The 24862-nt window shown below is 67.4% G+C and carries 17 protein-coding genes; 6 read left to right on the forward strand and 11 right to left on the reverse strand.

Annotation, left to right across the window (positions count from 1 at the left end; genetic code table 11):
* Positions 1 to 187: 187 nt before the first annotated feature.
* On the reverse strand, positions 188 to 1486 hold the full coding sequence (waaA, locus tag AB4Y98_RS11315; RefSeq protein WP_223496485.1) for a lipid IV(A) 3-deoxy-D-manno-octulosonic acid transferase: 1299 nt from the start codon (positions 1484 to 1486) through the stop codon (positions 188 to 190).
* 60 nt (positions 1487 to 1546) lie between these two features.
* Here waaA and AB4Y98_RS11320 point away from each other — a divergent pair, with 60 nt between their 5' ends.
* Positions 1547 to 2464, forward strand: coding sequence for an LpxL/LpxP family Kdo(2)-lipid IV(A) lauroyl/palmitoleoyl acyltransferase (locus tag AB4Y98_RS11320; RefSeq protein WP_229979791.1), 918 nt, complete (start codon positions 1547 to 1549; stop codon positions 2462 to 2464).
* 164 nt (positions 2465 to 2628) lie between these two features.
* Here AB4Y98_RS11320 and AB4Y98_RS11325 read toward each other — a convergent pair whose 3' ends face one another.
* The 4 genes from AB4Y98_RS11325 to AB4Y98_RS11340 form a co-directional block, all read right to left on the reverse strand.
* Entirely contained in the window at positions 2629 to 3078 is a 450-nt protein-coding gene (locus AB4Y98_RS11325; RefSeq protein ID WP_312111507.1) for an REP-associated tyrosine transposase, read from the reverse strand.
* Positions 3079 to 3397: 319 nt separating this feature from the next.
* Positions 3398 to 4729, reverse strand: a complete 1332-nt coding sequence (locus AB4Y98_RS11330; protein ID WP_312786901.1) for an O-antigen ligase family protein — start codon at positions 4727 to 4729, stop codon at positions 3398 to 3400.
* Complete coding sequence (locus tag AB4Y98_RS11335; protein WP_442244372.1) at positions 4710 to 5825, reverse strand: glycosyltransferase; 1116 nt, start codon at positions 5823 to 5825, stop codon at positions 4710 to 4712. The genes AB4Y98_RS11330 and AB4Y98_RS11335 overlap by 20 nt, the downstream gene beginning before the upstream one ends.
* A 15-nt stretch (positions 5826 to 5840) precedes the next feature.
* Entirely contained in the window at positions 5841 to 6038 is a 198-nt protein-coding gene (locus AB4Y98_RS11340; RefSeq protein WP_025874129.1) for a zinc-finger domain-containing protein, read from the reverse strand.
* A gap of 437 nt (positions 6039 to 6475) precedes the next feature.
* Here AB4Y98_RS11340 and AB4Y98_RS11345 point away from each other — a divergent pair, with 437 nt between their 5' ends.
* A complete protein-coding gene (locus AB4Y98_RS11345) occupies positions 6476 to 9820 on the forward strand; it encodes a GH92 family glycosyl hydrolase (RefSeq protein ID WP_442244373.1) in 3345 nt (1114 codons plus the stop codon).
* On the forward strand, positions 9817 to 10572 hold the full coding sequence (locus tag AB4Y98_RS11350) for a basic secretory protein-like protein (RefSeq protein ID WP_442244374.1): 756 nt from the start codon (positions 9817 to 9819) through the stop codon (positions 10570 to 10572). Before AB4Y98_RS11345 ends, AB4Y98_RS11350 begins: the two co-directional genes overlap by 4 nt.
* 404 nt (positions 10573 to 10976) lie before the next feature.
* On the opposite strand, the gene AB4Y98_RS11355 is transcribed toward AB4Y98_RS11350, so the two are convergent.
* Both AB4Y98_RS11355 and AB4Y98_RS11360 read right to left on the reverse strand, forming a co-directional pair.
* Positions 10977 to 13268 (reverse strand): NADP-dependent malic enzyme, encoded by a 2292-nt coding sequence (locus AB4Y98_RS11355; protein WP_442244375.1) that lies wholly within the window; start codon positions 13266 to 13268, stop codon positions 10977 to 10979.
* A gap of 229 nt (positions 13269 to 13497) precedes the next feature.
* Positions 13498 to 14853: a dicarboxylate/amino acid:cation symporter gene (locus AB4Y98_RS11360; RefSeq protein ID WP_312787127.1), complete on the reverse strand. Its 1356-nt coding sequence runs from the start codon at positions 14851 to 14853 to the stop codon at positions 13498 to 13500.
* A 329-nt stretch (positions 14854 to 15182) separates the two neighbouring features.
* Between AB4Y98_RS11360 and AB4Y98_RS11365 the strand changes: the two genes are divergently transcribed.
* Together AB4Y98_RS11365 and AB4Y98_RS11370 are read left to right on the forward strand one after the other, a co-directional pair.
* Positions 15183 to 16352, forward strand: a complete 1170-nt coding sequence (locus AB4Y98_RS11365) for an OprO/OprP family phosphate-selective porin (RefSeq protein WP_442244376.1) — start codon at positions 15183 to 15185, stop codon at positions 16350 to 16352.
* A gap of 68 nt (positions 16353 to 16420) precedes the next feature.
* Complete coding sequence (locus tag AB4Y98_RS11370; protein ID WP_442244377.1) at positions 16421 to 19066, forward strand: hybrid sensor histidine kinase/response regulator; 2646 nt, start codon at positions 16421 to 16423, stop codon at positions 19064 to 19066.
* Positions 19067 to 19592: 526 nt separating this feature from the next.
* Here the strand turns inward: AB4Y98_RS11370 and AB4Y98_RS11375 are convergent.
* From AB4Y98_RS11375 to AB4Y98_RS11390, 4 genes are all read right to left on the reverse strand, one after another.
* A complete protein-coding gene (locus AB4Y98_RS11375) occupies positions 19593 to 20243 on the reverse strand; it encodes a response regulator (RefSeq protein WP_394198298.1) in 651 nt (216 codons plus the stop codon).
* A 72-nt stretch (positions 20244 to 20315) separates the two neighbouring features.
* Positions 20316 to 21371: an ABC transporter substrate-binding protein gene (locus tag AB4Y98_RS11380; RefSeq protein WP_442244378.1), complete on the reverse strand. Its 1056-nt coding sequence runs from the start codon at positions 21369 to 21371 to the stop codon at positions 20316 to 20318.
* On the reverse strand, positions 21368 to 22759 hold the full coding sequence (locus AB4Y98_RS11385) for a sensor histidine kinase N-terminal domain-containing protein (RefSeq protein ID WP_442244416.1): 1392 nt from the start codon (positions 22757 to 22759) through the stop codon (positions 21368 to 21370). The genes AB4Y98_RS11380 and AB4Y98_RS11385 overlap by 4 nt, the downstream gene beginning before the upstream one ends.
* A complete protein-coding gene (locus AB4Y98_RS11390; protein ID WP_025874118.1) occupies positions 22752 to 23441 on the reverse strand; it encodes a response regulator transcription factor in 690 nt (229 codons plus the stop codon). The genes AB4Y98_RS11385 and AB4Y98_RS11390 overlap by 8 nt, the downstream gene beginning before the upstream one ends.
* 232 nt (positions 23442 to 23673) lie before the next feature.
* Here AB4Y98_RS11390 and AB4Y98_RS11395 point away from each other — a divergent pair, with 232 nt between their 5' ends.
* A complete protein-coding gene (locus tag AB4Y98_RS11395) occupies positions 23674 to 24810 on the forward strand; it encodes an OprO/OprP family phosphate-selective porin (protein ID WP_442244417.1) in 1137 nt (378 codons plus the stop codon).
* Positions 24811 to 24862: the final 52 nt, after the last annotated feature.

Consider the following 24862-nt stretch of genomic DNA (forward strand, 5'->3'; position numbering starts at 1 on the left):
CAGGCTGGCAGCCTGATGGGGAAAAGCGGAATCGGAATCGGCGCCGTAGGCACCATGATGTGACAGCCTGCACGCAGCCGACGGCACAAGCGGTCCGGCTACGACAGATTCAACACCGTCAAGCAGACTTAATGCAGGCGATCACGACAGAGCCACCTGGGAAGACGCCTGGCGGCAACACGCGGGCTCAGGCCAGCGGAGGCGGCAAATGCGGAGCCACCAGCTGCAGCGTCCGTTGCAGCGCGCCGCGACCATTGCTGACCAGCGTGCAACCCGCGCGGGCCATGTCCTCACGCGCCTGCGCGTCGTCGAGCAGGTGCAGCAGCAGATCACCCACCGCCTGCACGTCCTCACCGATCAGCAGTGCGCCGGCCTCACGCATGCGCCGCGAGATCTCGGCGAAGTTGTGCAGGTGCGGGCCAGTCACCGCTGCGGTGCCCATTGCCGCAGGCTCCAGCAGGTTGTGGCCGCCGATGGCCTGCAGGCTGCCCCCGACGAAAGCGACCTGGGCGCAGCCATAGAACGGCATCAGTTCGCCCAGCGTGTCGATGACGAATACATCGCTGCCTGCCGCTGGCCACTGCTGCGCGCGCCGCGTCGCCACGCTCCAGCCCTGCTCGCGGGCCAGCGCCTCCACCTTGGGGAAGCGCTCCGGGTGCCGCGGCGCCCACAGCAGCAGCAGGTCCGGATGCTGCTGGCGCAGGCGGCGGTGCAGGTCGATCACTGCCTGCTCTTCGCCGTCATGTGTGCTGGCCGCGATCCACACCGGGCGCGTGGCAGGCACATGGGCATGGAACTGTTCGATGAAGGGCTGCACGTCCGGCGTGGCGATGTCGAACTTCAGGTTGCCCAGTGCCTGCACCTGTTCCGGCGCCGCGCCCAACTGCACGAACCGCGCAGCGTCATCCTGCGACTGTGCGGCCACGCAGGTGACCGTGCGCAGCGCACGCCGGATCAACGCCGCCAGCACGCGGTAGCCGCGCAGCGATCGGGCCGACAGGCGCGCATTGAGGATGTAGACCGGAATGCGACGGTCGCGGCAACCGAACAGCATGTTCGGCCACAGCTCGGTTTCCAGGATCAGCGCCAGGCTGGGCTGGAAGTGCCCCAGGAAACGGTTGACGCTGCCCGGCACGTCGTACGGCAGGTACACGTGGTCCAGCGCATCGCCCCACAGCGCGCGCACCCGTTCCGAGCCGGTCGGGGTGATGGTGGTGATGACCCAGCGGATATCCGGCCGCTGCTCGCGCAGCGCATTGACCAGCGGCGCAGCGGCGTTGACCTCGCCCACCGAGACCGCATGCAGCCAGACCCGCGGCTGGCCGCTCGGCTGCGGATAGGACGCATACCGTTCATCCCAGCGCCGGAAGTATTCACGGACCCGGAAGCCGCGCCAGACCAGGTGGTACACGGTGATCGGCAGCAGGAGGTACAGCACGGCCGAGTACAGGCCACGCAGGATCCATTCGACAGGGTCTTTACGCATGCGGCAAGGATACGGGAGCCCCCCGGGAAAGACACGCGGCCGGGTTGGTAGAATGGCGGCATGTCCGATGCCACCACCGCCGTCCGTCCGTCGCTGCGTGATCCACGCAACTGGCCGATGTTTGCCGTCATGTTCACTGCCTTCGGGATCGCCCGGCTGCCGTGGATGCTGCAGCGCGCGCTCGGCCGCGGGGTCGGCTCGATCGCCTGGCGCCTGGCCGGCAGCCGCCGCCATGCCGCCGAGGTCAACCTCAAGCTGTGCTTCCCCGAGAAGGACGAGGCCTGGCGCAAGCGCCTGGTGCGCGACAGCTTCGATGCGCTGGGCGTCGGCATCTTCGAATGCGCGCGCTCCTGGTGGGGCAGCATCGACAGCATCCGCCCGCAGGTCCACATCGAAGGGCTGGAACACCTCAAGCAGATGCAGGCCGAAGGCCGCGGCGTGCTGCTGGTTTCGGGCCACTTCATGACCCTGGAGATGTGCGGCCGCCTGCTGTGCGACCACGTCGACCTGTCGGGCATGTACCGCAAGCACAAGAACCCGGTGTACGAGTGGGCGGTGAAGTTCGGCCGCCTGCGCTACGCCAAGGCGATGTACGCCAACGAGGACATCCGCGCGACGGTGCGCCACCTGAAGAAGGGCGGCTTCCTCTGGTACGCGCCCGACCAGGACATGCGCGGCAAGGACACCGTGTTCGTGCCGTTCTTCGGCCACACCGCATCAACCATCACCGCAACCCACCAGCTGGCGCGGATGACCGGTTGTGCGGTCATCCCCTACTTCCATCGCCGCGAAGGCGGGAAATACTTCCTGAAGATTGGTGCGCCGCTGGAGAATTTCCCCAGCGAAGACGTCGAGGCCGATACCGCGCGGGTCAACCAGGCCATCGAAGAGATGGTGCGCGAGGCACCGGACCAGTACCTGTGGATCCATCGCCGTTTCAAACGCCAGCCCGGTGGGCGGAGCGATTTCTACAAGTGACGGGTGGTAGGGAAGGAACGTCCCATCCACGCATGGCGTGGATCTACTCGGCGGCTGGTTTCATCCACGCATGGCGTGGATCTACTGGGAATGCCGATCGGCAGCCAGCCGCCGATCAGTAGATCCACGCCATGCGTGGATGTTCTCTCTTCCGATGCCGGAATCTACAACGGCCAACGACACCAGGCGTGAGGGTAGTCCCCCACCCCACCAGCCAATCCGGCCCGCACCGGATTGCCCAGGATGTACATCGCCTTGTCATGAAGGGATTCATCGGTACGCACCGCATGGTCCTGATAGCCGTGCTGCCAGAGCGGCCCTTTTCGTCCCGATATCCGGTTCAGCTGCCGGCTGCTGCGTGATTTCAGCAACGCCATGCACTGGGCCAGCGTTCCCTTCTGCAGCTCCATCAACCAGTGCAGGTGGTCGGGCATCACCACCCAGGCGAGGCTGTGGCTGATGCCGCTGCGTTCGACGAAGCGCAGCGCGTCCACCAGCACAGCGACATTGCCTGCGTCGGAGAAGAATGGCTCCCGGCCGTGTGTTGTCGTGGTCAGGGAATAGACATTCCCTGTGCGGGAGTAGCGACCGTAGCGAAGTCTGGGGCTTGCCATGGGGATAGACTGCGGCTTGCCCGGTCATCCCGGCATTGGCGGACCACCCTGCGGCCAGTCGGGAAAAGCCGCGACACCGGCCAATGTTCACGAGAATGCCCATCCACGCATGGCGTGGATCTACTGCTCCCCCGCCAGACACGTCCCTGTAGATCCACGCCATGCGTGGATACGACCAGCCACCCCACACAATCCAGTAGATCCACGCCATGCGTGGATAGGCCCCAACCCGCACACGCAAGTAGATCCACGCCATGCGTGGATACGCCCAACCACCCCGAGCAATCCAGTAGATCCACGCCATGCGTGGATGCGGAGATTACCCGGCGCCCGGCTGATCATCCGGTTCACGCGCCAGCAACGTGCCGACGAACAGCGCGGCGAGCAGGACGGTCAAGCCGCCCCAGAACGCGGAATAGAACGCCAGGTGCGTATTGAGCGGGAACACGGTGACCGCCAATGCCAGCATCGCCGGGCGTGCACGTTCGCGCGCCGGGGCCGGGGCGAAACGCCATGCCCGCCATGCCTGTGCCACCGCCGCCAGCCACAGCAACAGACCCAGCACGCCGGTCTCGGCAAGAATCTCCAGCACGATCTGGTGGGCGTGCAGCGCCGGCATCGTGCCCCACACCGCCGGCCCTTCATCCGCAACGCAATGGGGATAGGCATCGCGGAAGCCACGAGCGCCGACACCATTGATCGGATGCGATTCGATCATGCAGGCCGCCGCACTCCAGATGCGGGTACGGCCGGACAGCGCCTGTTCGACCCCGTCATCGCCACCTTCCCAGGCCATTGCCGTGCGCGCCACACGCTCTCGCAACTGCGGCACGCTGGCGGTCAGTACGCCCGCCGAGAGAACACCCACCAGCGCCAGCAGGCCCAGCCGCTTCCATCCCAGTTGGCGCACGCCGCTGTAGACAACCACCAGGCCGAAGGTGATCCATGACGCTCGCGAGCCGGCCAGCAGCAGCACCACGCCCACCGCAGCGACGGCCAGCAGCCAGCCCGCATTGCCGAAACGGCGCGCCACTGGCAACAACAGGAACGGCGAAAGACTGGCCAGCACCTGGCCGAACTTCAGGTTGCACGGTCCCAGCGCTCCGCTGAGACGATCAGCCAACGCGGCTTCTTCAGCCGGGCACAATGCGTGGCCGCTGATGGCCAGCTTGATCTGCTGCAGCGACCAGAACCAGGGGCTGGTGCCTGCCAGTGCCTGCACCAGCGCGTCGAGCGTCCACAGGCCGGTGATCACCGCCAACCCACCCAGGGTCAAGCGCCGCCGCTGCGGCGTGGCCACGGCGATTGCCACCAGCCACATGAAAGGCAGATAGCGCAGCCCCGCCGCCGCCTTGGTCCACGACGCCGCCGGGTCCACGGCATCGAACGCCGAGAACGCCTGCGGCAACCAATAACCAAGGAAAAGGATCGATGTCAGCGCCCACGCTGCCGGGCTCAGCAGATGCGGTCGATGCTGCACCCGGCGGATGACCATGCGTGCCGCGGCGTACAACGCTCCCAGGCCCAGCACCGTTTCGGCGATGCCTGGCAGCGGCCACAACGCAACGTAGGCCAGCACCCACCAGGGCGCCCAGCGTCCGGCGCGCTCATCGCGCAGGGGCTGCGTGGCGTCAGCCAGCGAGGTCGGCATAAAGGCGGAGGGTATCGCGCTGCATGGCCTGCAGGGTAAACGGGATACGGCCCGGCAGCGATGGCGGCTGTGCCAGCAGGGCCAGCGCACGTTCACCCAACAGCTGCGCATTGCCCAGCGGCACGGCGCCACTGGGCTGCAGCTGCTGCAGCAGTTCGCCGACCCCACCATGGTTCCAACCCAGCACCGGACGGCCGACCGACAACGCTTCGACCACGGTGCGACCAAAGGCTTCCGGTTTGTCCGACAGCTGCAGCACCAGATCGCTGGCGGCGTACGCCTGGGCGATGCGCGCAGTCGGCGTGCTGACGTGCACCGCCCCGGTCACGCCCAGTGCGGCCGCCTGCTTGCGCAGCTCTGCCACATAGGCTTCCCGGCCAGGCTCGTCGGTGCCCAGCATCCACAGCTGCGCCGGCACCCCGGCTTTGCGGACATCGGCAAGCAGCTGCAACGCGTGGGCGTGGCCTTTCAACCGGGTGCCGCGCCCCGGCAACAGCAACAGCGGTCCATCGACCTGGGCCAGCCACGGGTAGTCCGCCGCCAGCGCCAGCCGGGGACGCCGATCAGCGCGTGCCACGCGCGGGAACTGGCTGACATCCACCCCGCGCGGGATCACCTGCAGCCTGTCGTGCGGCACCGTCGGGTAGTGCGTGTGTACGTAGTCGCGCACGCTGTTGGAGACACAGATCACGCGTTCGCCGCTGGTCATCACCGCGCTGTAGCGGCTGGGCGAATTCAGCCCATGCACGGTAGTCACCCAATGCGGCCGCTGTGCCGGCTGCATCGCACGGATCGCGTACAGCCCCAGCCACGCCGGCAGGCGCGAACGGGCGTGGACGATGTCGGCGCCCACTTCGGTGAACAGGCGACGCAGGGTAGGCAGATGGCGCAGCGTCAGCAGCGACTTGCGGCCGATATCCAGGGTCAGGTGCTCGGCACCGCTGTCGAGCAGCGGCTGCACCAGGCGACCACCAGCGGACACCACCAGCGCGCGATGGCCGGCAGCKACCAGGGCCGCGGCGATTTCAAGGGTCGAGCGCTCGACACCGCCGGAGTGCAGCGCCGGCAGCAACTGCACCACGGTCAATCGGCGCATCGAGGGGGCAGCCGTTTAGTCGGCCAGTACGAACACGGCACCGCAGTAAGCACACTGCGCTTGCCCGTTGGGTTCGTCTTCGATCGGCAGGTACACCCGCGGATGCGAGTTCCACAGCGCCATTTCCGGGGTCGGGCAGCTCAGCGGCAGATCGCTGCGGTGCACGGTGTAGCGCTTTTCGGCGTTGGCGGGCGCGGTGGCGGTATGGCTCATGGCGGATGTCGATGAACGGATTGCGAGGCCTGCGATTCTAGCATCTGGGCCCGGCAAACACCGTGCGCTGCGTGGCCGCTGCGCGCGGCGGCCCGCTTGCAGCCTTCGCCGGTGCAGCCGCGTGCGACCGTCCTGCACCTCCCGCGCCGCCGTCGCCCTGCCCCCATCGGCGGGAAATCCCAGGCAGACCAGTCAGTTCCGCGCGGAATCGGTCGTCGTTCGAATTTCCCGCATTTGGATCGAACTAAATGGCACTTGTCAGGGCGCTGCCGGCTGTTGCAGCATCGGCAGCGATCCATTCCTGACCCGATCGCATGGCCCGCCCCCCACCGGACCTGCATCGCCCCCCGACTGCCCTGCGGCGGACGGGGCGATGCTGTCCGTGGTGTTCGCCGATGCGGGTTCTGCCTGCCGCCTGCCCTACCGGGAGACCCTGCATGACCCTGTCCGATCCGCGCCGCGCCCTGCTTCCGCTCGCCCTGGCCCTGGCCTGTGCGACCACTGCGACGCCGGTGCTGGCGCAAGGGCTGCAGACCTCCTTCGAGCCGGGCGAACCGGCACCGGCCAGGTCCGCTGACGCGCTGTCCGTCGAGGTCGGCAGTGGTCCTGCCGCGCCGTACGCGGCCAAGCGCAACGTCGGCTACAGCGGCCTGCATGCGTTGCATTACAGCGCCAGTGGCGGCCAGGCGCGCCGCGAACTGTTCAAGACCGATCTGCCCATCGACACCGACACCACGCTGTCCTGGCTGGTACTGCCGGAGATCGTCGGCAAGGACACCGTGGCCTCCACCTATGTCTCGCTGGACCTGCTGCTGGACGATGGCAGCCGCGTCTCCGCCAGCGGCGCGCGCGACCAGCACGGCGTAGCGCTGGGCGCACAGGCGCAGGGCGATTCGAAGACGCTGTACCCGCAGCAGTGGGCGCGCAAGGCGGTCAGGCTGGGCGACATGCCGGCGCTGAAGGGCCGCCGCGTGCTGGCCATCGAGCTCGAGGTGGCCAGCGCCAATGGCGCGCCTGTGTCGGGCTGGATCGACGACGTGCGCCTGGACGCGCAGCCACGGCAGGCGCCGCAGCGCGTCTCTGACTGGGTTCTGACCACGCGCGGAACCCAGGCCAACGGCACCTTCTCGCGCGGCAACAACTTCCCGGCCACTGCGGTACCGCACGGTTTCAACTTCTGGACGCCGGTGACCGATGCCGGCGCACTGAACTGGCTGTACCGCTGGAACGAGCAGAACGATGCGAAGAACCGGCCGCAGCTGCAGGCGTTGGCGCTGAGCCACCAGCCCAGCCCGTGGATGGGCGACCGCCAGACCTTCCAGGTGATCCCCTCCGCCACGCGCGGTGTGCCCGAAGCGGACCGCAGCAAGCGGGCGTTGTCCTTCGACCGCACGCAGGAAAACGCGCGCCCGTACCGCTACGACGTGCGCTTCGACAACGGCATCGCCGCGTCCATCGCCCCCACCGACCATGCCGCGCTGTTCCGCTTCGAGTTTCCCGAAGGTGGCGACGCCAACCTGCTGTTCGACAACGTCGATGCCCGCGGCGGACTCACCCTCGATGCCGCCACGCAGACGTTGACCGGCTACACCGATACCCGCAGCGGCCTGTCCAACGGCGCTACCCGCATGTACGTGGTCGCCAGCTTCGACAGGCCGTGGCGCAGCAGCGGCCAGATCGGCACCGGCCGCCCGACCGGCTACATCAAGTTCGACCCAGGCAGCGAGCGCCGGGTGACGATGCGCATCGCCACCTCGTTGATCTCTGTCGAGCAGGCGCGGCACAACCTGGCACTGGAAATCGCCGCCGCCGATACGCTGGAAAGCGTGGCCGGACGTGCACAGGATGCGTGGGATGCGCGCCTGGCCCGCTTCGACATCGGCAATGCCAGTGACGACCAGAAGACCACGCTGTACTCCAGCCTGTACCGGCTGTACCTGTACCCCAATTCCGGCCACGAGAATGCGGGCACCGCCGCCGCGCCCGAGTGGCGCTATGCCAGCCAGGCCAGCGCCGCCGATGACAACACCGACGGCAGCGCGACGCGCAGCTTCGCACCGGTGCGCGACGGCAAGGTCTTCGTCAACAACGGCTTCTGGGACACGTTCCGCACCACCTGGCCGGCGTATGCGCTGTTCAACCCGGATGATGCCGGGCAGCTGGTACAGGGTTTCATCGAGCAGTACCGCGCCGGTGGCTGGGTCGCGCGCTGGTCCTCGCCGGGCTACGCGGACCTGATGGTCGGCACCAGCTCGGACGTCGCCTTCGCCGATGCGTGGCTGAAGGGCATCGGTGGCTTCGATCCGGAAGAGGCCTACGCCGCAGCGCTGAAGAACGCCACCGTGGTGCCACCGGACCGCCACGTCGGCCGCAAGGGCATGGATCGCTCGACGTTCCGCGGCTATGCCAGCGCCGACGTGCATGAAGGCATGTCGTGGACGATGGAAGGTGCGCTCAATGATTTCGGCATCGCCAACATGGCCGATGCCCTGGCCAAGCGCGCGACGACACCGTCCGCACGCGAACGCTACGCCACCGAGGCCGACTACTTCCGTCACCGCGCCGGCAGCTACGCGACGTTGTTCGATCCGGCCGCCGGCTTCTTCCAGGGACGCAGGCCCGATGGCAGCTGGCGCCTGCAGGCCAAGGACTACGACCCGCGCGTGTGGGGCCACGACTACACCGAATCCAATGGCTGGACGTTCGCCTTCACCGCCGCCCAGGATGGCGAAGGCCTGGCCGCGCTGTACGGTGGCCGCGACAAGCTGGCCGCCAAGCTCGATACCTTCTTCGCCACCCCGGAAACCGCCGACGCCGCATTCGCCGGCTCCTACGGCGGCACCATCCATGAGATGACCGAAGCGCGCGACGTGCGCATGGGCATGTACGCGCACAGCAACCAGCCGGCACACCACATCCCGTGGATGTACCTGTATGCCGGGCAGCCGTGGAAGACCCAGCAGCATGTGCGCGAGATCCTGTCGCGGCTGTATGTCGGCAGCGAGATCGGCCAGGGCTACCCGGGCGACGAGGACAACGGCGAGACCTCGGCGTGGTACGTGATGGCCTCGCTGGGCCTGTATCCGCTGCGCATGGGTGCACCGGAGTACGTGATTGGTTCGCCGGCGTTCCAGCATGCGCGCGTCGAGCTGCAGGGCGGCGCGGCGTTGACCGTCAATGCACCGCAGAATTCGCCGGAGAACGTTTACGTGCAGTCGCTGAAGATCAACGGCAAGCCGTGGACCAAGACCTGGGTGCCGCACGAAGTGATCGCCAGGGGTGCAACCCTGGACTTCGTGATGGGCCCGCAGCCGTCACGCTGGGGCAGCGGCGTCGATGATGTTCCGCGCTCGCTGACCGCGCGCGGCCAGCGCCCGCAGTTGCTGCACGATCTGCTCGGCAATGGCGCGCAGGCGGCACTGGCTGATGGCCGTGCCCTGCCCGCGCTGATCGACGACGATGCCAACACGGCCGTGCCGCTGGGCGGCGGCGTGACCATCGCACTGAGCCACGTGGGCGATGGCGTACCGACGATGTACACGCTGACCAGCGGTGACGGCACAATCCGTGGCGGTGAGTGGACACTGGAAGCGCGTGCCGGCAACGGGCGCTGGGTAACGCTGGACCAGCGACGCGGCGAAGATTTCACCTCGGCGCGGCAGACCCGCCCGTTCCGTATCGCCTCGCCCTCACGCTACGCCGAGTACCGTCTGCGCCTGGCTGCGCCGGGGCGCCTGCAGCTGGCCGAGATCGAACTGTTGGCGCCCTCCCCCCTACAATGACGTCCATGCGCCTACGTTTGCTCCCCCTCGCTCTTGCCGCCCTTGTATTTCCCAGCCTCAGCCACGCACAACCGCAGACCCAGGCCTTCGATGGGCAGGTCAGCCGTGACGGGGTGACCCTGTACTACCAGGATGCCACCGGCGCGCTGGCCGCACCGGTGCGCARGCGCATCATCGATACGTTCTACTTCGCTTACCTGCGCGAGCGTGCGGACTTCCGCCCGGCCGCGCCGAACGAGGTGCGCATCGTGATCGATCCGGCGTACAACGGCGTCGCCTTCGTCGGCGACAAGGACAAGGCCAGCACGATCACGATCAATCCGGGCTGGCTGGTCCAGCACCCGGATGACATCGATCTGGTCACCCACGAAGCGATGCACATCGTGCAGGGCTACCCCAGCTATGGCGACAAGCGCGTGCCGGGCTGGCTGGTGGAGGGCATTGCCGACTACGCCCGCGATCGCTACGGCATGAACAACGCCGCTGCCGGCTGGGCGTTGCCGGACAAGCTGAGCCAGGGCCAGACGGTGGAAAGCGGCTATCGGGTAACTGGTGCCTTCCTGAAGTGGGCCGAAGCGGCGCACCCGGGACTGGTGCTGGCACTGGACAAGGATCTGCGCGACGGGCGCTATGCGCCGGCGCTATGGCAGAAGCACACTGGCAAGACCCTGCCGGCGCTGTGGGCGGAGTATGCCAAGCCGCGCTCCCCGGCCCCTGCGCCGCCGCCCGCGCGGCGCGCGAAGCGGCGGTAAGCTCGACGTTGCCGGGGCGATGCCCCGGCCTTCAACGCGACTGCACGAAGCCGGCGTACAGCGCGAACAGCTGCTGGAAGTACCGCTTGCTCACTCGACTGCGCATGACACTGCTCCGCCCATGGAAAGTTGGTCGGGCCCAGGGTGGGAAGGCCGGTCCGGTCCCTTCCCACGGCCAGGCCGCGTAGGCGTATTGGGCCGCAGCGAGGTTGCAGGGCGATTACCGGGCGGCGTAGCGGGTGTGGCAGGCGCCTGCGGGTAGAGCCGGCCGCTGGCTGGCTGTCGCGGTGTACCTGGACATGATGGCGGTTGCCGGCCAGCGGCCGGCACTACCGTTTCCGCGTTGCGAAAACAGAAACGCGCCCCGTGGGGCGCGTTTCTGCAGATCGCATCGGAACGAAGGCTTATACCTTCTTTTCCGCTTCGATCTGCTTGCGGATCTGCGCATCGACCGCGGCGATGGCGGTCATGTTCAGGATCCGGCGCGAGGTCGCGCTGGTGGTCAGGATGTGCACCGGCTTGTTGACGCCCATCAGGATCGGACCGATCGCCACGCCATCGGTGAACACGCGCACCAGGTTGTAGGCGATGTTGGCCGCTTCCAGGTTCGGCAGCACGAACAGGTTGGCACGGCCCTGCAGGGTCGAGCCCGGCAGCAGCTTTTGGCGCAGGGCTTCATCCCATGCGGTGTCGCCCTGCATTTCGCCGTCCACGTTCAGACGCGGGTTGCGCTTGAGCAGCAGCTCGCGCACCTGGCGCATCTTCAGCGCATCCTTCGAATCGTGGCTGCCGAAGTTGGAGTGCGACAGCAGTGCCACCTTCGGTTCGACGCCGAACAGCTTCATGCGATACGCGGCCTGCAGGGTCGCTTCGCACAGCTGCTCTGCGGTCGGGTCTTCCTGCACGTGGGTATCCACGAAGAAGAACACACCCTGCTGGTTGATCACGCCGGTCATCGCCGAGGTCGAGGTGACCTTCGATTCCAGCGGCAGCACGCTGCGCACGTAGCCCAGCTTCTTGTGGAAGCGGCCGACGATGCCGGTCAGCATCGCATCGGCTTCGCCACGGGCCACCATCACCGCAGCGATCAGGGTCGGGCGCGAACGCATCAGGTTCTTGGCGGCGGCCACGGTGACGCCACGACGGCCGGTCAGGCCGTGGTAGTACTGCCAGTATTCGTTGAAGCGCGGGTCGTCATTGATGTTGGTGACTTCAATGTTCTCGCCGATCTTCAGGCGCAGGCCGAGGCGCTCGATGCGCGATTCGATCACTTCCGGGCGGCCGATCAGGATCGGATGTGCCAGGCCGTCGTCGACCACGTTCTGCACCGCCTGCAGCACCACTTCTTCTTCGCCTTCGGCATACACCACGCGCTGCTTGTCGCTGCGCGCGCGGTCGTAGACCGGCTTCATCATCAGGCTGGTGCGGTAGACGAACTGCGACAGCTTCTGCCGGTAGGCTTCCATGTCGGCGATCGGACGGGCGGCCACGCCCGAATCCATCGCGGCCTGGGCCACGGCGGCCGACAGTTCCACCAGCAGGCGGCGGTCGAACGGACGCGGGATCAGGTATTCGCGGCCGAAGCTGGGGGTCTCACCGCCATAGGCAGAGCCCATGTCGGTGGCGGCGCGGCGGGCCAGCGCGGCGATCGCGCGCACGCAGGCGATCTTCATTTCCTCGTTGATCGCGGTCGCACCGACGTCCAGCGCACCGCGGAACAGGTACGGGAAGCACAGCACGTTGTTGACCTGGTTCGGGTAGTCCGAACGGCCGGTACCGATGATCGCGTCCGGACGCGCGGCGCGCACCAGTTCCGGCATGATTTCCGGGGTCGGGTTGGCCAGGGCGAAGATCACCGGGTCCGGTGCCATCGTCTTGACCATCTCGGCGGTCAGGATGCCCGGCGCCGACAGGCCCAGGAAGATGTCCGCGCCATCGACGATCTCGGCCAGGGTGCGCTTGTCGGTGTCGCGCGCATAGCGCAGCTTTTCCGGGTCCAGGTCGGTACGGCCGGTGTGGATCACGCCTTCGCGGTCGAAGGCCAGGATGTTCTCCGGCTTAAGGCCCAGCTGCACCAGCATGTTCACGCAGGAAATGCCGGCCGCGCCCATGCCCGTGGTCGCCAGCTTCACTTCTTCGATCTTCTTGCCGGTGATCGCCATGGCGTTCAGCACCGCAGCACCGACGATGATCGCCGTGCCGTGCTGGTCGTCATGGAACACCGGGATCTTCATGCGCTCGCGCAGCTTGCGCTCGACGATGAAGCACTCCGGTGCCTTGATGTCTTCCAGGTTGATGCCGCCGAAGGTCGGCTCCAGCGAGGCGATGATGTCGACCAGCTTGTCCGGGTCGTTCTCGTCCACTTCGATGTCGAACACATCGATGCCGGCGAACTTCTGGAACAGCACGCCCTTGCCTTCCATCACCGGCTTGCCGGCCAGCGCGCCAATGTTGCCCAGGCCCAGCACCGCGGTGCCGTTGGAGATCACCGCCACCAGGTTGCCGCGGGCGGTCAGCTCGCTGGCCTGCTGCGGATCGGCCTTGATCGCTTCACAGGCGTACGCCACGCCCGGCGAATACGCCAGCGACAGGTCGCGCTGGGTCAGCATGGGCTTGGTAGCGGAAACCTTGATCTTGCCGGGCGGAGACATCCGGTGGTAATCGAGGGCGGCCTGTTTGAAATCTTCGTTGGACATCGATGTGGGTTACATGAATGGGCAGAAGGGACAGGGGATCATACCCCCGTTGGAGCGGTCGGACCTGTCGCTATGCTGTCGCAGTGATGCTGCGACCGCACAATTCCATGGCGTATGCGACGTTACCAGAGCACAGCTTCGGCGCTGGCGATGACAGCCGTGGGACGCCTTGAAACGCTGCGGGGCCGTGCCACTGTCGTGACCGGCCCCGCAGTACCACACACCCGGATCAGCCCTTGGCGGGCAGCGCCTCGGTCATCGCCAGCGGCACGGCATCGACCGGCGGCGGCAGTTCGCTTTCGCGACCATCCAGCGCCAGCTTCAGGCGGTCGCGGTCCAGCGCACCTTCCCAGCGCGAGACCACCACCGTGGCCACCGCGTTGCCGATGAAGTTGGTCAGCGAGCGGCACTCGCTCATGAAGCGGTCCACGCCCAGGATCAGCGCCATGCCGGCCACCGGCACTTCCGGCACCACCGCCAGGGTGGCGGCCAGGGTGATGAAGCCGGCACCGGTGACGCCGGCAGCGCCCTTGGAGCTGAGCATCGCCACCAGCAACAGCGCGATCTGGTGGCCCAGGGTCAGCTCGGTGTTGGTGGCCTGGGCGATGAACAGCGCGGCCAGGGTCATGTAGATATTGGTGCCGTCCAGGTTGAACGAGTAACCGGTGGGGACCACCAGGCCGACCACCGACTTGCTGCAGCCGGCACGTTCCATCTTCTCCATCAGCGACGGCAGCGCCGACTCCGACGACGAGGTGCCCAGCACCAGCAGCAGCTCGGCCTTCAGGTAACGGGCCAGCTTGAACACCGAGAAGCCACACAGACGGCAGACCACGCCCAGGATCACCGCAACGAACAGGAACGCGGTGAGGTAGAACGAGCCGACCAGCCAGGCCAGGTTGACCAGCGAGCCGACGCCGTACTTGCCGATGGTGAAGGCGATGGCACCGAAGGCACCGATCGGCGCAGCCTTCATCAGGATGTGCACCAGCTTGAACACCGGCGCGACCAGCGCTTCCAGGAAATTCTGGATCGGCTTGCCCTTCTCGCCCACCGAGGCCAGCGCGATGCCGAACAGCACCGCCACGAACAGCACCTGCAGGATGTTGCCGTCAACGAAGGCGCTGATCAGCGTCTTCGGAATGATGTCCATCAGGAAGCCGACCAGGGTCAGGTCGTGCGACTTCTCGACATAGCTGTGCACCGCGGTCTGGTCCAGCTCGGCCGGGTTGATGTTCATGCCGGCGCCGGGCTGCACCACGTGCGCCACGATCATGCCGACGATCAGCGCCAGCGTGGAGAAGAACAGGAAATACGCCATCGCCTTGGCGAACACCCGGCCCACCGTGCGCAGGTGGGTCATGCCGGCGATGCCGGTGACGATGGTCAGGAAGATCACCGGGGCGATGATCATCTTCACCAGGTTGATGAAGGCATCGCCGAGCGGCTTCATCTTCTCGCCGATCAGCGGCTCGTAATGGCCGAGGACAGCACCCAGGACGATCGCCACGATCACCTGGAAGTACAGCTGGCGGTAGAGCGGCAACGGCTTGCTGGGCATCGGCGCAGCGGTCGGGATGTGCATGGCGGACTCCGGAAGGGGCGTTTTCAGGCACGTACGGCCCCGGAAGTGCACGGGAACCGTTACCGTGGAAACTGACCGCACGCCCCTTGATTACAGCCGCGGGGTGCGACCAATGGACGCCTTTGTACGCGCCACGCACCGCCACGCAGATAACCTATTGGTACTAGCCCCCCGGTTCAGGTGGCTGCGCTGCCTACACTGGCGCCGCACCGCTGATCGCGGGGATGCCGGTGGCCCGACCTGAACGGCCGGGCGCGTCATTGCGAAAGTTCCGGCCATTGCGGCCGTTGTTGTCCTGTCCACACGCAATCTGAGAGAGCCGCACCATCATGCGCCCGATTCCCACCTTGCTCGCCCTTTCCCTGGCGGCGCTTCCCGCCTTCGCTTCGGCTGCCGATTTCGACAACTGGCCGACCAAATACGCCTTCGGCGACGGCACGGAACTGGCCGCCACCGCCAACATCGCCTACGACTACAACGACTTCACGTCCGCCAGCGGCATCGAGGATGACGACGCGGTGCGCCGCAAGGAATTCGGCGCGACCCTGAAAAAGAAGGGCGTGTACGATGCAATGGTCTACTACGACTTCCAGGCCGATACCTGGCTGGACGTGTTCGTGCGCTTCGAGAGCAAGGCGTTCTTCGGCCGCGATGTCGGCCGCTTCCGCTTCGGCTACATGAAGACCCCGGTCGGCCTGGATGCCAACACCTCCTCGCGCGCCGGCAGCTTCCTGGAAACCGCGCTGCCCGTGCAGGCGTTCTACGCAGGCCGCCGCACCGGCGTGGAATGGGTGCTGGAGCGTCCGCAATACCTGCTGCAGGCCGGCGCCTATGGCGGCAAGGACCTGCAGGGCGACAACCCCGGCACCACCCAGGCGGTGCGCGCGGTGTGGACGCCGGTGAAGGCACCGGGCGACGTGATCCACCTGGGCCTGGCCTATTCGCAGGAAAATCCGCGCGGTTACCACGATGGCCGCGACGTGCACCACGAAGCCAGCGCGCGCCTGCGGGCCCGTCCGGAAGCCGGCCTGACCGATATCCGTCTGGTCGATTCGGGGGCCTTGGTCACCGCCGACCAGATCCGCCGCACCGGCCTGGAAGGTATCTGGATCCGCGGTCCGTTCTCGCTGCAGGCCGAAGCGCTGCAGGCCACCGTCACCCGCAATGATGGCAAGCCCGACTACACCGGCCACGGCCAGTACGCGATGGCCAGCTGGGTGCTGACCGGCGAATCGCGCCCGTACAACGCCGGCGCCGTTGCCAACATCAAGCCGGCGCACGACTACGGTGCGGTGGAACTGGTGGCCCGCTACAGCCGCCTGGACCTGGACGACGGCAGCATCCTCGGTGGCCGCCAGCACGACCTGACCCTGGGCGCCAACTGGTACCTGACCAGCCACTTCAAGTTCCAGGCCAACTACGTGAAGGTCGACGCCAGCCGTCGCGGTGTGCGCAGCACCCCGGAGATCTTCGAACTTCGCGCGCAGATGCACTTCTGATCCCTTCCACGTGTCAGATCCCGGCGGGCGTGCATGCCACGCCCGCCGGCCCTGCGTAGACTGCCGCCATGTACTGGCTCAGCCGACACCGCCTGCAGTTGCTGACCGTTCTGGTGATGGTGGCCGGCACCGTGCTGTGCGCGGCCGCCGCAGGCCACTATGCCTGGCGTCGCGCGCTGGGCACCGAAAGCGCGCAGGTGCAGCGCCAGCTGCAGCTGTATGGCCAGGGACTGCAACAGCGCATCGACCGGTTCGGCACCCTGCCGCAGGTGATGGCGCTGGATCCGGACCTGCTGCAAGCACTGCAGGTGCCGCCCTCGCCCGCCGAGCGGCAACGCCTGAACCTCAAACTGCAGCGCGCCAACCAGGTCACCCGCACCTCGACACTGACCCTGGTCGGTCGCGATGGCGTGGCCGTGGCCGCCAGCAACTGGGACCAGCCGACCAGCAACGTCGGCGAGGATTACAGCTACCGCCCCTACTACCAGCAAGCGCTGGCCCATGGCCGTGGTCGCTTCTACGGCATCGGCATGACCACCGGCGTGCCCGGCTACTTCATGTCCGAGGCCATCCTCGATGCCGACAGCCAGCGCATCGGCGTGATCGTGATCAAGATCGAGCTGTCGGCACTGGAACAGGAATGGTTGAACAGCCCGGACGTGGTGCTGACCAGCGACAACCACGACGTGGTGTTCCTGGCCAACCGCGATGCCTGGCGCTACCGCCTGCTGCGCCCGCTCGGCACGGAGGAACGCAACGAGATGCGCGCGGCGCGGCAGTATGCCGACCGCTCGCTGCAGCCGCTGCGCGTGCGCACCGAAGATGTGCTGGCCGATGGCGGCCGCATGGTGCGCCTGCTCGACCCGGCACTGCCGCAGGCGATGCTGTGGCAGACCCTGGCGCTGCCCGACGAAGACTGGAGCCTGCACCTGCTGCACGACGCCAGCGCGGCCACCAGCGCCGGCCGCGGCGCGGCAGTGGCCGGCGCCGCCGCTTGGCTGGCGCTGGGTTTCCTGCTGCTGTTCGTGCAGCAACGGCGTCGCCTGTCCAAGCACCGCCAGCGCAGCCGGCGTGAACTGGAAACCCTGCTCAAGCAGCATGCACAGGAACTGCGGACCGCCCAGGACGGCTTGCTGGAAGCCGCGACCGATGCCGACGTTGGCTTGAGCCGCAGCCTCGAACATCTGCCGCAGGGCGTGGTGGTGATCGACAAGGAACAGCGTCTGGTCGCGTGGAATTCGCGCTATCTGGAGCTGTTCCGCTTCCCGGCGGGGCTGGTGCGGGTGGGCCGTCCGATCGAGGAACTGTTCCGCTTCAACGCACGTCGCGGCCTGTTGGGGCCCGGCCCGATCGACGAGGCCATCGAACGCCGCCTGACCCACCTGCGCAGTGGCCGCCCGCACATGCGCGAGAGCGAGAAGGACGACGGCACGGTGCTGGAGATCCGCGGCAACCCGTTGCCCGATGGCGGCTTCGTCACCAGCTATGCCGACATCACCAGCTACAAGAACGCCGCGCGCGAATTGCGTTCGCTGGCCGATGCGCTGGAACACCGCGTGGCCGAACGCACCCAGGATCTGGACGAAGCCCGCCGCGAAGCCGAGCAGGCCAACCGTTACAAGACCCGCTTCGTCGCCTCGGCCGTGCACGACCTGCTGCAGCCGCTGAATGCCGCGCGCATGTTCGTGTCGGTGCTGCGCGGCAAGCTCACCGACCCCGAACAGCAACAGACCAGCGACCACATCGACGCCGCCTTGGCTGCACAGGACGCGATCCTCAACAGCCTGCTGGACATCGCCCGGCTGGAGTCAGGCAGCCTGCCCACGCGCGTGCAGGCCTTCCGCCTGGGGCCATTGCTGCAGGCGCTGGCACGCGAATCCGGCATTGGCGCGCAGGCGCGCGGTCTGCGCGTGGACTGGGTAGATACCGATGCGGTAGTGGTCAGCGATGAAGCACTTCTGCGCCGCATCCTGCAGAATTTCCTGTCCAATGCCGTGCGCTACAGCGAACGCGGCCGCGTGCTGCTCGGCTGCCGGCGCCGCGATGGCCTGCTGTGGATCGAAGTACACGACCAGGGTCCGGGCATTCCCGATGCCCTGCAGGGCGAGATATTCGAGGAGTTCCGGCGCCTGCACGATGGCCAGCAGCGTGGCGCTGGACTGGGCCTGGCAATCGTGGATCGCATCGGTCGCCTGCTCGGTCATCCCATCGCGCTGCGCTCGCAGCTTGGCCAGGGCAGCGTGTTCGCGGTGGGTGTTCCGTTTGGCGAGGCCAGCGCCATTCCGGCCACTGCACCCGCGCCCGTCGTTGTGCAGGAGCCGGCTGCAGACAATCCGCTGCGTGGGCGTCGGGTGTGGGTGATCGACGACGATCCGCACGTGTGTGCGGCCAGCCGCGCGCTGCTGGAACGATGGGGCTGCGAGGTGGTGCTGGCCGATGGCCCACAGGCGGCGCTGCAGTTGGCCAGTGCGGGCGCGGTTCCGGAACTTGTGCTGCTGGATGTACGCATGGGCGATCACCACGGCCCAGTGTTGTACGAGACGCTGGCGGAGCTTTGGCAGGCGCGGCCGCCGGTGGTGCTGGTCACCGCCGAGCGCGATGCCGGGCTGCGCGAGATGGCCGCTGAGCGCGGCTGGGGGATGATGGCCAAGCCGGTGAAGCCGCCGGCGCTACGGGCGTTGATGAGTCAGTTGCTGATCCGCCATCGCGGGTGATTTCCAGCCAACGGCGCAGCCCCTCGTGGGTGTTGGTTGATCGCGGAAAGCCGGGTTACTGAGGGCTGGCCGGGTGGGTGGGTACTGCGGGGACGCCGTGAACCCGTCCATGGGGGCTTGGCCGCGGCATCCATGCCGCGGACACCCCGCACTACCCACCCACCCGGCCGCTGACAGGTTCCGGGTGTTCCCCACCCACGGAGAAGAAAAAGAGGATCAAAAGCGGGTCGCAGCGCTGCGCTTGCTCACAAGCCGAGCGTGGCTCGGCTCTACAGGAGGCAATGCGGCCGACCAAGCCGCTTTTGCTTTTGATCTTCTTTTTCTTCTCCGTGGGTGGCAGACCACCGGAATCTGTCAGAGGTCGGTCGGGTTGGGTTCGCGGGGGTGTCAGCCGCATGGATGCGGCGGCCAAGCCTCCAGGGACGGATTCACGGCGTCCCCCGCGAATCCAACCCGACCGACCCACCACGGCTTTTGCTCTCCGCGACCAACCAACACCCACGAGGGGCTACGCCGTTGGCTGGAACTACAACCCGATGCCTGCGTCGCCTTCCGGCTCCAGCGCCTTCACCAGCACTGCCGCCTGCGTGCGGCTGTGGCATTCGAGCTTCTTCAGGATCGCGGTGACATGCACCTTCACCGTGTTCTCGGCCAGGCCCAGCGTGTAGGCAATCTGCTTGTTGAGCAGCCCGTCGGCCAGGCACAGCAGCACCCGGAACTGCTGCGGCGTCAGCTGCGCCAGGCGGCTGGCCAGCAACGCGTCGGCCTCGGAACGCTCGGCCGCCATCGCCGGAAACCACAGGCCACCGTCGAGCACCGCCGCCACCGCTTCACCGATGGTTTCGGCAGGCGCGGACTTGGGAATGAAACCCGCCGCGCCGAACTGCTGCGCGCGGCGGATCACCCGCGGGTGGTCGTTGGAGGACAGAATCACCACCGGAATGTCCGGGTGCGAACCGCGCACGTGCAGTAGCGCGGAGAATCCATGTGCGCCCGGCATGGTCAGGTCCAGCAGCACCAGATCCACATCGGGCTGTGCGTCCAGCGAAGTGGCCAGTGCTTCGGCGCTGGCGACCTCGCGCACCTGCGCCAGCGGCAGACTCTGCCGCAACGACTGCACCACCGCCGAACGCAGCAGCGGATGGTCATCGGCGATCAGGATGGTGTATTCGCTCATGCGGCCATTGTACGGGCAGCAAACTGCCTCCGCCGGGCATGGCCCGGCGCTACCGGAGCACCAGTACGGGCGCTACCGCCCCGCCGGCTCCACGCTGCTGCGCCATGCATCCAGGAACTGGCGGCGCTTGAGTGCATCCAGGTAGACCAGCAGGCCGGGGCCGAGCTGGATCGGGCGACGGCTGCGGCCAGGGGCATCCCCGCCGCCTGCATCGCTGCGCACGATCGGCATCAGCCGCGCTTCCCGCGCGAGCACCTGCTGGCCGCGCGGCGACAGCAGGTAGTCGAGGAAACGCCGCGCTTCCTGCGGGTGCGCGCCGGTACGCGGAATCACCGCCGTACGCAGTACCACCAGCGTGTAGTCTTCCGGCTCGACGATGGCCAGCGGTGCGCCCGCATCGATACGCGCCTGCGCATACGAGCCCAGCACGTTGTAGACCAGCGACAACTGGCCGCTGGCCACCTGGTCCAGCAGCACCCCGGTACGCTCCTCGCGCACCACCGCGTTGTCGCCCAGCGCACCGAGCAACGCGCCGGCGATGCTGCCGCGCTGGGCGTCCTGGGTCGCCAGCAGGTAGCCCACGCTGCTGCGTTCGATATCGTAGGTGCCAACCTTGCCGCGCAACGGCGCCCCCTCCGCGCGCAGCAGGTCCAGCAGCTGTCGACGCGTGTGCGGCGCTTTCGCCGCCGGCAGCCTGCCGGTGTTGTAGACCATCACCACCGGTTCGTAGCTGATGCCGAATGCCTCGCCACGCCATTGCGCCCACGCTGGCAGCGCCTGGGTCTGCAGCGAGCGGTGTGGCAACGCGTGGCCGTCGTTGACCAGCTTGGTCTGCAGGTCCATGCCGCTGGAGATCAGCAGGTCCGGCGACGCAGGCCCGCTGCGGTCGCGCAGGTAACGCGCGTACAGGTCCTGGGTGATGATGTCTTCGTACACCACCTCGCTGCCCGGATGCAGCCGCTGGTAGTCGGCGATGACCTCGGCGAAGACCTCGATATCGGTAGTGCCGTGGATGCGCAGCTGTGCGGTGGCGGCGCCCTGGGCGGGGAAGCGGCGTACATCGCCAGGCGCGGCGAGGACCGGCACCGCCAGCAACAGGGCAACAACAACGACGAACAGGCGGATCATGTGCTGCTCCGGGGCAGGCGGATGGTGGCGACCAGGCCACCCTGCGGTCGATTGCTGAGATCGATCTGGCCGCCATGGCTGTCGACCACCCGCTTGACGATGGCCAGGCCAAGGCCTGCACCGCCGGAGGGTGCGCCCTCGCCGCGTGCGAAACGCTCGAACACGCGTTCGGCATCGGCGGCGGCGATGCCGGTGCCGTGGTCGGCGATGGTCAGCACGGCCTGCCCACCTTCAGCGGTCAGCGCGATCTGCAAGGGACCATCGCCGCCGTACTTCAGCGCGTTGTCGACCAGATTCTTGATGGCTTCGCGCAGCAGCAGCGCGTCGCCATGCACCTGCACCGGCTCGGCCGTCATCGCCAGCTGCACGCGCGGGGCGGGCCCTGCCTGCGGCAGCGCTTCATGCAGGGCCTGGTGCACGGTCTCGGCCAGGTCCACGGTGGCGAAGCGCTGCAGATGTGACCGATGGATCACGCTGGCATCGCTGAGCAGCTGGTTGAGCAGCCGGCTCATGTGGGTGGCGTTGCGCTCGATCGCCTGCAGGCTGCGCCGCATGTCTTCCGGATCGTCGTCGTCCAGCGCCAGCTGTGCCTGCGCGCGCAGCGCGGCCAAGGGCGTGCGCATCTGGTGCGCGGCCTCGGCCATGAACGCACGCAGGGTTTCATTGCTGCTGGACAGGCGCTCCATGAAGCGGTTCAGCGCCGTCACCATCTGATCCATCTCGCGTGGCACGCGCGCATCCAGCGGTTTCAGGTCGGACGGCTCGCGGCGTGACAGTTCGCGCTCGACCCGCACCAACGGCCGGAACGCGCGGTGCACGCCGAATGCCACCAATGCCAGCAGCAATCCCGAGAGCACGCCGATGGCCAACAGCGCGCGGGTGACCAGCTCCTGCGCCACCGCTTCGCGCGCACGCCGGGTCTGCCCCACCTGCACCTGCACCTCGCCCTGCGCGGAGGCCGCGGCAAAGCTGCGGCCGACCACGACGAAACGCACGGTTTCACCGCTGTAGGCCGCATCGAACAACTGCGGTTGCGTGCCCGGCCGCCGCGGCGACGCAGGCAGGTCACCGTAGCCGGTGATCAGGTTGCCGCGGCTGTCGGCGATCCGGTAGAACACGCGGTCTTCCGGCGCCATCGCCAGAAGGTCCAGCGCGGCATACGGAAGGTCCACCTGCCACTGGCCATCGACCAATGCCACCGAATCGGCGATCGACAGGGCCGAAGACACCAGCAGATGGTCGTAGGAGCGGTTGGCGGCGCGTTGGCCGTAGTCGCGTGCAGCGAACAGCAGCGCCACCGCGAACACCGCCAGCAACGCGCCCAGGTACAGCAGCAGGGTGCGCCGCAGCGACCCGGGGGCGGCACTTGCGCTGCGCGCGTCAACCATCGGCATCGGCCGGGCCGTCGCTGGCTTCAAGCAGATAGCCGACACCACGCACCGTGGTGATGCGCAGCGGCGCGCCCGCCAGCTTTCTGCGCAGGCGACCGATGTACAGCTCGATGGCATTCGGCCCGGCTTCGTCATCGAAGCCGAACAGGCCATTGCCGATCTCATCCTTGCCCACCACCTGGCCCAAGCGCCCGACCAGGATCTCCAGCAAGCGATACTCGCGGTTGGGCAGCTCGATCGGCTCGCCATCCAGGGTCACCCGGTGCGCAGCGTTGTCGAACTGGAAGCCGCCGATCTGCACCACTTCGCTGGCTTGCCCGCGTGCACGTCGCAGCAGCACGCGGCAGCGCGCTTCGAATTCACGGAAGTCGAACGGCTTGCCGAGGTAGTCGTCAGCACCGACATCGAGTGCCTGCACGCGATCTTCGATGCCATCGCGTGCGGTCAGCATCAGCACCGGTGTGCTGTCACCACGCTCGCGCATGCCGGCCAGCACCCGCAGCCCATCCAGTTTTGGCAGGCCGATATCCAGCACCACCAGATCAAAACTCTGGTAACGCAGCACGCTGGCGGCGGCCAGGCCGTCGGCCTGCCAGTCCACCGCGTGACCACTGCGGCGCATGCGACGGATGATCGCATCGGCCAGGTCCGGGTTGTCTTCGACCAGCAGCAGGCGCATGGGCACAACAGTGGGAGGGGAAGCGAATGCTACCGCATGGCGCCGGACCTGCCCGTCGGCCCCATGCCCGGCGGCCTTTACGCTGCACCGCACAAACCGCTGACAGGACGATGACAGCTTGCGCGACACAGACTGCGGCCGCGCACCGTCCGGTGCCCACGATTGCCGCGCGCCTGGCGTGCACCTGGGAGGGTTTGTGGAATTGAGCATTGCCTGGCGGCGTCCTGCCGCCATGATGGCCCTGGCTGCGCTGGCCGCGCCGGCCTTCGCCGAAGACGAGCGTCCGGTGACCGCCACGGTCGGCGGCCGCCTGCACCTGGACTTCGCCACCTTCGACAACGACAACCGGGGCACGCCGAACAAGGACGACACCGAAATCCGTCGCGCCTGGGTTGACGTTTCCGGCAAGTTCTTCGTGGTCGACTACAAGCTGGAAGCCGATTTCTCCGGCGACCGCGTCGAGGCCAAAGACGTCTACCTGAGCCGCAGCTTCGGCGATGCCGGCCGGCTCACCGTGGGCCAGTTCAAGCAGTATTTCTCGCTGGACGACCGCACCGGTTCCAACTACGGCAGCTTCCTGGAGCGCGGCAACGCCGGCACCACGCTGGCGCCGCTGTATCGGCTGGGCGCGTCCTGGCAGGCCAATCCGGGCGATTTCACCTGGGCAGCCAGCGTGTACAGCCTGGAAAGCATCGATGCCTGGCAGGTCAAGGGCCGCGCCGCCGGTGGCCGCGTCACCTGGGCACCGGCCCCCAGCGAGGGCGACGTGTTGCACCTGGGCCTGTCGCTGGCCCGGGAGGCCTACGACAACCCGGGTGGCAACGGCACCCCGGGCCTGAAGATCCGCCCGCGTCCGGCCGGGCATCTGTCCGACGAAAGCCGCCTGACCCTGGTCGATTTCTCCGCTGGCCGCGATACCGACGTCAACAAGTGGTCGCTGGAGTATGCGCAGGTGCGCGGCCCGCTGTCATGGCAGGGCGAATTCAGCGGCGCAACCTTCGATGATGGTGCCCAGCGCGGTGATGTGATGGCCGCCTACGGCATGCTCAGCTGGTTCGTCACCGGCGAGAGCCGTGCCTACGACCGCAAGACCGGCCGCTTCGCCCGGGTCAAGAACATCCGCCACAAGGCCGGTGCCTTCGAAGTGGCCCTGCGCTACGACCAGATGTGGGGCGCACAGCACCTCGATGGCCAACCCGAGCTGCGCCGAGGCAGCACCGAAGGCTGGACGCTGGGCGGCAACTGGTACCTGCGTGACAACCTGCGCTTCATGCTCAACGTGATCGAAAGCCGCAACCGCGACCGCTTGGCTGGCACCACGGTGGACCGCACGCGCGCGGTCACCGGACGCCTGCAGTTCGACTTCTAAACGCGTTCTTCCCGGGCGCGCACGCTCCCGGCCCCCTTCCACGTCCCACGTC

Source organism: Stenotrophomonas sp. 2YAF26 (assembly GCF_052114625.1).
GTDB classification, from domain to species: domain Bacteria; phylum Pseudomonadota; class Gammaproteobacteria; order Xanthomonadales; family Xanthomonadaceae; genus Stenotrophomonas; species Stenotrophomonas indicatrix.